The organism is Candidatus Methylacidiphilales bacterium, from assembly GCA_033875315.1.
In the GTDB taxonomy this organism is placed as follows: Bacteria; Verrucomicrobiota; Verrucomicrobiia; order Methylacidiphilales; family CAZTYG01; genus JANRJG01.
This window is the reverse complement of the sequence record JANRJG010000033.1, coordinates 1-5431: the sequence shown is the minus strand read 5'-3', so window position 1 is coordinate 5431 and position 5431 is coordinate 1. Positions and strand designations below refer to the sequence as shown.

Here is a 5431-nt window from a genome sequence, read left to right as displayed (position 1 = left end):
CTTACGCCGGGCTTGTGCAAGAACCTACGAAGAACTCATGCGGGCGGTCGCAGACTGCTTGTCACTGTTCACTCCACAAGAATGTATCAACTACTTCACTCATGCACATTATGTGTCTATATGATCCGGAAATGCTCTAGATTAAATGCAAAATGCTCTAAGCGCCGTCCCAAGGGGTCGGGATGACCACAACCTCCATCCCGGCGGCGCGGGCGCCTTCGATGCCTGGTTGCCCGTCTTCAAAGACCAGGCAGTCTTGTGGGGCCACGCCCATCCGTTCGGCGGCGAGCAGGAACATGTCCGGTGCCGGTTTACCCCGGACCACGTCCTCCGGAGTGATGATGATGGAGAAGACGTCACCCAGGCCGACCCATTTCAGGGTCTCGCCAGCCACCCGGCGCCAAGCGCCCGTGGCCACCGACACCGGATGGGTGCGGGCGATGGTGCGGGCGAACGTGGCCACCTCCGGGATCGGCTGCACGGCGGGTAGTTTTTCCAGGTAGAGGTCTTCCTTGCGGGTGGCGATTTGTTCCGGGTCGAGGGATAGGCCATGGATGGCATTGACCCGTTCGACCACGCCCCGGGTACTCAACCCGGCCCAGGAATAGTAGAGGTCGCGGGGGAAGGACAATCCGGGATGGAAGTCGTGGAAGGCAGCGCACCAGGCCTCGTAGTGGACCTGCATCGAGTCGGCCAGGGTGCCATCACAGTCGAAGATGAAACCGGCGAATTCCCGCCGTGGGAGTTGGAAGAGGGGCATATTGGACCCGTAGCCTTCCGCTTGTGGCCGTCGCTGTCAAACCCGGAGGAAAGCGCCTTGCCGCGCCCCGGGGGCGGGCCTAGTTTTCTAACTGATGCAGAATGCCATGACTTACGCTGATTTGGTGCCCAATGCCCAACTGGGCCATTACACCATTGTACAGCACGTGGCCGAAGGGGGGATGGGGCATGTCTACAAGGGCTTCGAGGCCAGCCTGAACCGCGAAGTCGCCATCAAAGTGCTCAAGCCGGAGCTGGCCTCGGAAAAGGACAAATTGGAGAGCTTTGACCGTGAAGCCCAGAGCATCGCCGCGCTGCGTCATCCCAACATCGTGCCGATCTACTTCGTCGGACACCAGGGAGACCTGCACTACTTTGTCATGCCCTTCGTCAGCGGCATCACCCTGGACGAGTGGATCGAGAGCGAGACCCCGCTCAGCACCGAGCAGGCCTTCTGGATCATGACCCAGGCCATCGAAGCTTTGGAGTGGGCCTACCGCCACAACATCGTCCACATGGACATCAAACCGTCGAATTTTCTCGTCGATGACAGCGGGGTCATTTACTTGACCGACTTCGGACTGGCTCACTCCCTGAGTGCGCCGCTCAAATCCGGGGGGGATTGTTTCGGCACCCCCGCCTACATGAGCCCCGAGCAGATCCTGCAGACGGCCACCGACCAGCGCAGCGACATCTACTCGCTGGGGGCCTCCCTGTACCATCTCCTGACCTGCCGGTTCCTCCACGATGGAGAGACGGTGAGTGAAATCGTGCGCGGTCATGTCGAAGGGGATTTTCCCCTGGCCGAGGCCCAGATGACCGGTCTGCCTCCCGGGTGGATTCATTTGCTTTACAAGATGACGCGCCGGCAGGTCGGGGATCGTTACCAGGATTATGCCGAGTTGCGGACCGCGCTGGAGCATGTCGATCTCCTCGGTCCGGTGACTCCGGAGGGTCAATCGACGGATGCGCCCCCCTCGGTTGTGCCCGTGCCCCTGCGCTCGAGTCTCCCGCGGGAGGAACTCTTCGGCATCCTCAGTCCGAAGTTCCGGGGTTGGGCCAAAAACGCCATCGACCTCGGGGCGGAAAACAAGAAGCAGGAGATCCTCAACGCCATTTCCAATCCGATGAAGCCGTTGCTGCTCAATCGCGCGGCCACCCATTTGAAGGAAATCGCCGAGGTTTCCGAAGTCAGCATGACCGACCTGGCCGATGCGCTCAACGCCCTGCCCGAGATCGAGAAGTTCATCATTGAACTGGCCCGTTGCGATTTGTACCGCACCGACGAGGAGAACCCGGGACGGAAAAAAGCGATCAAAACCGTGGGCGTTGACCTGTCGCGGCAGTTGGTCCTCTTCGGGATCGTGCTGCGGCAGGATTTCAAATCCAACCCCGAGTTTGACTGGCATCCCTACTGGCAGCACGCGGTCAACACCGGCGTGATCGCCCGGGTGGTCATGGAAATAGCCATGGGCGAGTACGTACCCGGTCGGGGCCGGGTGGAACCGGCGGGCAGCGGCGGGCTGACCAGCGTGTTGTCCCGTCACGCCCTCAGGAAGGCCAGAGACCAGGCCTTCCTGGCCGGTCTGATCCATGGCATTGGCAAGCTGGTGTTGGGGGAGATCATCCCCTTCCCCTATTACAACGCCCTGCGCTACGCCATGGACAACCAGTGCAGCCTGTCCGAAACCGAAACCCATTACTTCGGCATCAACCACCACGAAGCCGGGGCGGCCTGGCTGGAGGCACAGCGCTTTGACAGTGCCTACCGCCAGGTCGCCCTGCACTACGGGGCCTGCGGCCAGAAATCCCCGCTCCTGGCCAGCGCCGTCGGGGTGGCCCACCAAGTGGCCAAGGTCAACGGCTTCGGCTACTCCGGCAGCGCGGTGGTGGAATTCCGCGACCTCTGGAACTGCCGCGCCTGGCAGGAAGTGGTCAATGCCGCGCGTGCGGAGATGCCCGACCATTCAACCCTGGAGAACCAGTTTCTTCCCGCCACCGGCCGCATCCCCCTCCTCCAGATGCCGATCTACATTTGATCCCCGGTTCCCGCGGAAGGGAATGCGGGAGTTCGGTTGCCTTCTGCCCGCATCGGGCTATACCTTTTCTGCCATGCGAGTCACCCTCACGCGCGAATTCGGCTTCGACGCCGCCCAGTCGCTCACCATCTTTCCCGAAGGCCACAAGTGCCGCCAGCTGCACGGGCATTCCTTCACCCTGCAGGTTTCCGCCGAGGGGGAGGTCGATCCCGCCACCGGACTGCTCTTCGACCACGCACGGATCAAGGAAGCGGCCCAGCCTTTTGTCGATGAACTCGACCACCGTTACCTCAACGAAATCCCCGGATTGGAAAACCCCACCATCGAGGTCATGTGCAAGTGGTTCTGGGACCGGATCAAACCCCGGCTCCCGGAATTGAGCGAGATCATGATCCTCGAGACCCCCCGTGCGTGGTGCCGCTACCGTGGGGATTGAAGCCGCCTCCGTGAAGCAGTTCCTCACCCTCACCCTCATCGGGAAAGACAAATCCGGGGTCATCGCCTCGGTCACCCAGACCCTTTTCCAGCACAAGGCCAATATCGAAGCGCTGGAAGAACAAGTCACCCGCGGACGCTTCAGCATGACCTTGCAGGCTTCCTGGTCGGCGGAAGATTTCGAGGAAAAGAAAGTCCGCTCCGCCCTGGGTGCACTGGCCGTGCGGCTGGGCATGGAATTGAAGCTGCATTTCAGCGCCCGCGGACGCCGCCAGCGCCTGGCCATCCTCGTCACCCGTGAACCGCACGCCCTGGAAGCCCTCCTGGCCGCGGTGCGGGCCCGCCGCCTGGCCGCCGATCCCGTGGTGGTCATCGGCAACCGCCCCGATCTCAAGCCACTGGCGCAAAAAGCCGGCATCCCCTTCGTCCATGTGCCGTTCACCGAACGGGCCCTGGCCGAGAAGCGCGTGCTGGAAGAGCTGGAAAAAGCCGGTGCGGATTTCATCGTCCTGGCCCGTTTCATGAAGATCCTCTCGCCGGACTTCGTCTGGCGCTGGAAGAACAAGATCATCAACATCCATCCCTCCCTCCTGCCCGCTTTTCCCGGGGCCTCGGCCTACCGGCAGGCCTACGAGAAGGGGGTCAAAGTCGTCGGGGTCACAGCGCACTTTGTCACCCCCGACCTCGACCAGGGTCCGATCATCTGCCAGGAGGCCTTCAAAACCAAGCCGGGGGAATCCCTGGCCGGCATCGTCAAGCGCGGTCAGGCCGCGGAAGCACGCGCCTTGTTGCGCGCGGTCCAGCTCTACCTCCGCAAACGTCTGGATGTGCACTGGGGCCGGGTCTACGGCGTTTGAAGCCGTAGTCCGATGGCTGCTTGGCATCGCCGGGCCAGGCCGTAAGCTAGTTGTATGGTCGTGAGTCCCCCTCCTCCGCCCCCGCCGGTCCGGCGGTTGCCGTTGCGCCCGTCCGGGAGCGACACCCCCGGTCTTTCCACCCGGCGGGTGTGGGTGTTCATCGCCGCCTCGATCTTCCTGCACCTGCTCCTGCTTCTCTTGATTTTTTCCGGCTTGTTTTCCCGGTTGCGGGTGCCGGAGATCCAAGCCCGCCCGGACCGGTTGACCCTGACCTTGGTGCCCCAATCGCCCACCCCTCCAGCCCAGGCTCCGTCCCTTTCCGCCCAGGCCCGGGGCGAATCGACCTTCCTCGACACCAGCGGATTGACCCCGATCCCGGCTCCGGAACCTAACGCAGCATTCGAAGGGGAAACCAATACCGCCGCCCTGAGCCGGCTGCCCGGGGAGGGGAATCCGGCCCTGCCCAACCAACAGGGCGAGGCGCGGTCCGGCCTGGAATTTTTCAACTCGCAGTACAGCCCGGAGCAGGCCGTGCCGCTCACCCCCCCGCCCGCCCCGGAACCCCTTCCCAACCCCACTCCCAAGCCCCCCCAGGATTCCGCCGAAAACCCGGCCTCCCGATCCGGGGTGAAGGAAAACCTCCGGGCCAATACCTCGGCGCGCATCCAAATGGCCGATGCGGAAATGGAAAAAGAAAGAGAAAGAGAGCGGGAACGGGAGAAGGAAAAAGAGAAAGCCCGGGAGGCCAACCGGAAGGAGAGTCGCCCGGCCGCCCAGCCATCCCAGGAAACATCCGCCGCACCGGCTTCGTTTTCCGCCTACAAGCGCGAGAACCGCATCGAGGGGGGCGCGCCCCGGGGGGATTCCAATTCCGCCTCGGCGCGCGAATCCGAGATCGGGCGCTACAAGGCCAAGCTTTACCGGGCCATTGGTTCCCGATGGTACCAATACATCCACCAGGACAACGGCACCATCAGTCTGGGCGTCGTCCGCCTCCGCTTCTACGTCCGCAAGGACGGCGTCATCCAGCCCCCGGAAGTCATCGAAGGCATCCAGCACTCCGCCCTGCTGGCGGTGTCCCGGCGTTCGGTCATGGAGGTGAGCGGCCAGTTGGAGCCGTTTTCCGAAAACATGCGCCAGCAATTGGGCGACGGCTACTACGAAGAAGTCAGCTTTTCGATTTATTGATCCAGTCCGGGCTTAGAGCATTTCCGGATCATATAGACACATAATGTGCATGAGTGAAGTAGTTGATACATTCTTGTGGAGTGAACAGTGACAAGCAGTCTGCGACCGCCCGCATGAGTTCTTCGTAGGTTCTTGCACAAGCCCGGCGTAAGA

At 62.4% G+C, this 5431-nt stretch carries 5 protein-coding genes; 4 read left to right on the top strand and 1 reads right to left on the bottom strand.

The features are described from left to right. Positions 1-157: 157 nt before the first annotated feature. On the bottom strand, positions 158-760 hold the full coding sequence (locus tag SFU85_10035) for an HAD-IA family hydrolase (GenBank protein ID MDX6767119.1): 603 nt from the start codon (positions 758-760) through the stop codon (positions 158-160). A gap of 106 nt (positions 761-866) precedes the next feature. On the opposite strand from SFU85_10035, the gene SFU85_10030 reads away from it, so the two are divergent. The 4 genes from SFU85_10030 (at position 867) to SFU85_10015 (ending at position 5278) form a co-directional block, all read left to right on the top strand. Further along, a complete protein-coding gene (locus SFU85_10030; protein ID MDX6767118.1) occupies positions 867-2798 on the top strand; it encodes a protein kinase in 1932 nt (643 codons plus the stop codon). 73 nt (positions 2799-2871) lie between these two features. Further along, positions 2872-3234 (top strand): 6-carboxytetrahydropterin synthase, encoded by a 363-nt coding sequence (locus tag SFU85_10025; protein ID MDX6767117.1) that lies wholly within the window; start codon positions 2872-2874, stop codon positions 3232-3234. Further along, a complete protein-coding gene (locus SFU85_10020; protein ID MDX6767116.1) occupies positions 3206-4090 on the top strand; it encodes a formyltetrahydrofolate deformylase in 885 nt (294 codons plus the stop codon). Before SFU85_10025 ends, SFU85_10020 begins: the two co-directional genes overlap by 29 nt. A 54-nt stretch (positions 4091-4144) precedes the next feature. Beyond that, positions 4145-5278, top strand: a complete 1134-nt coding sequence (locus SFU85_10015) for a hypothetical protein (GenBank protein ID MDX6767115.1) — start codon at positions 4145-4147, stop codon at positions 5276-5278. Positions 5279-5431: the final 153 nt, after the last annotated feature.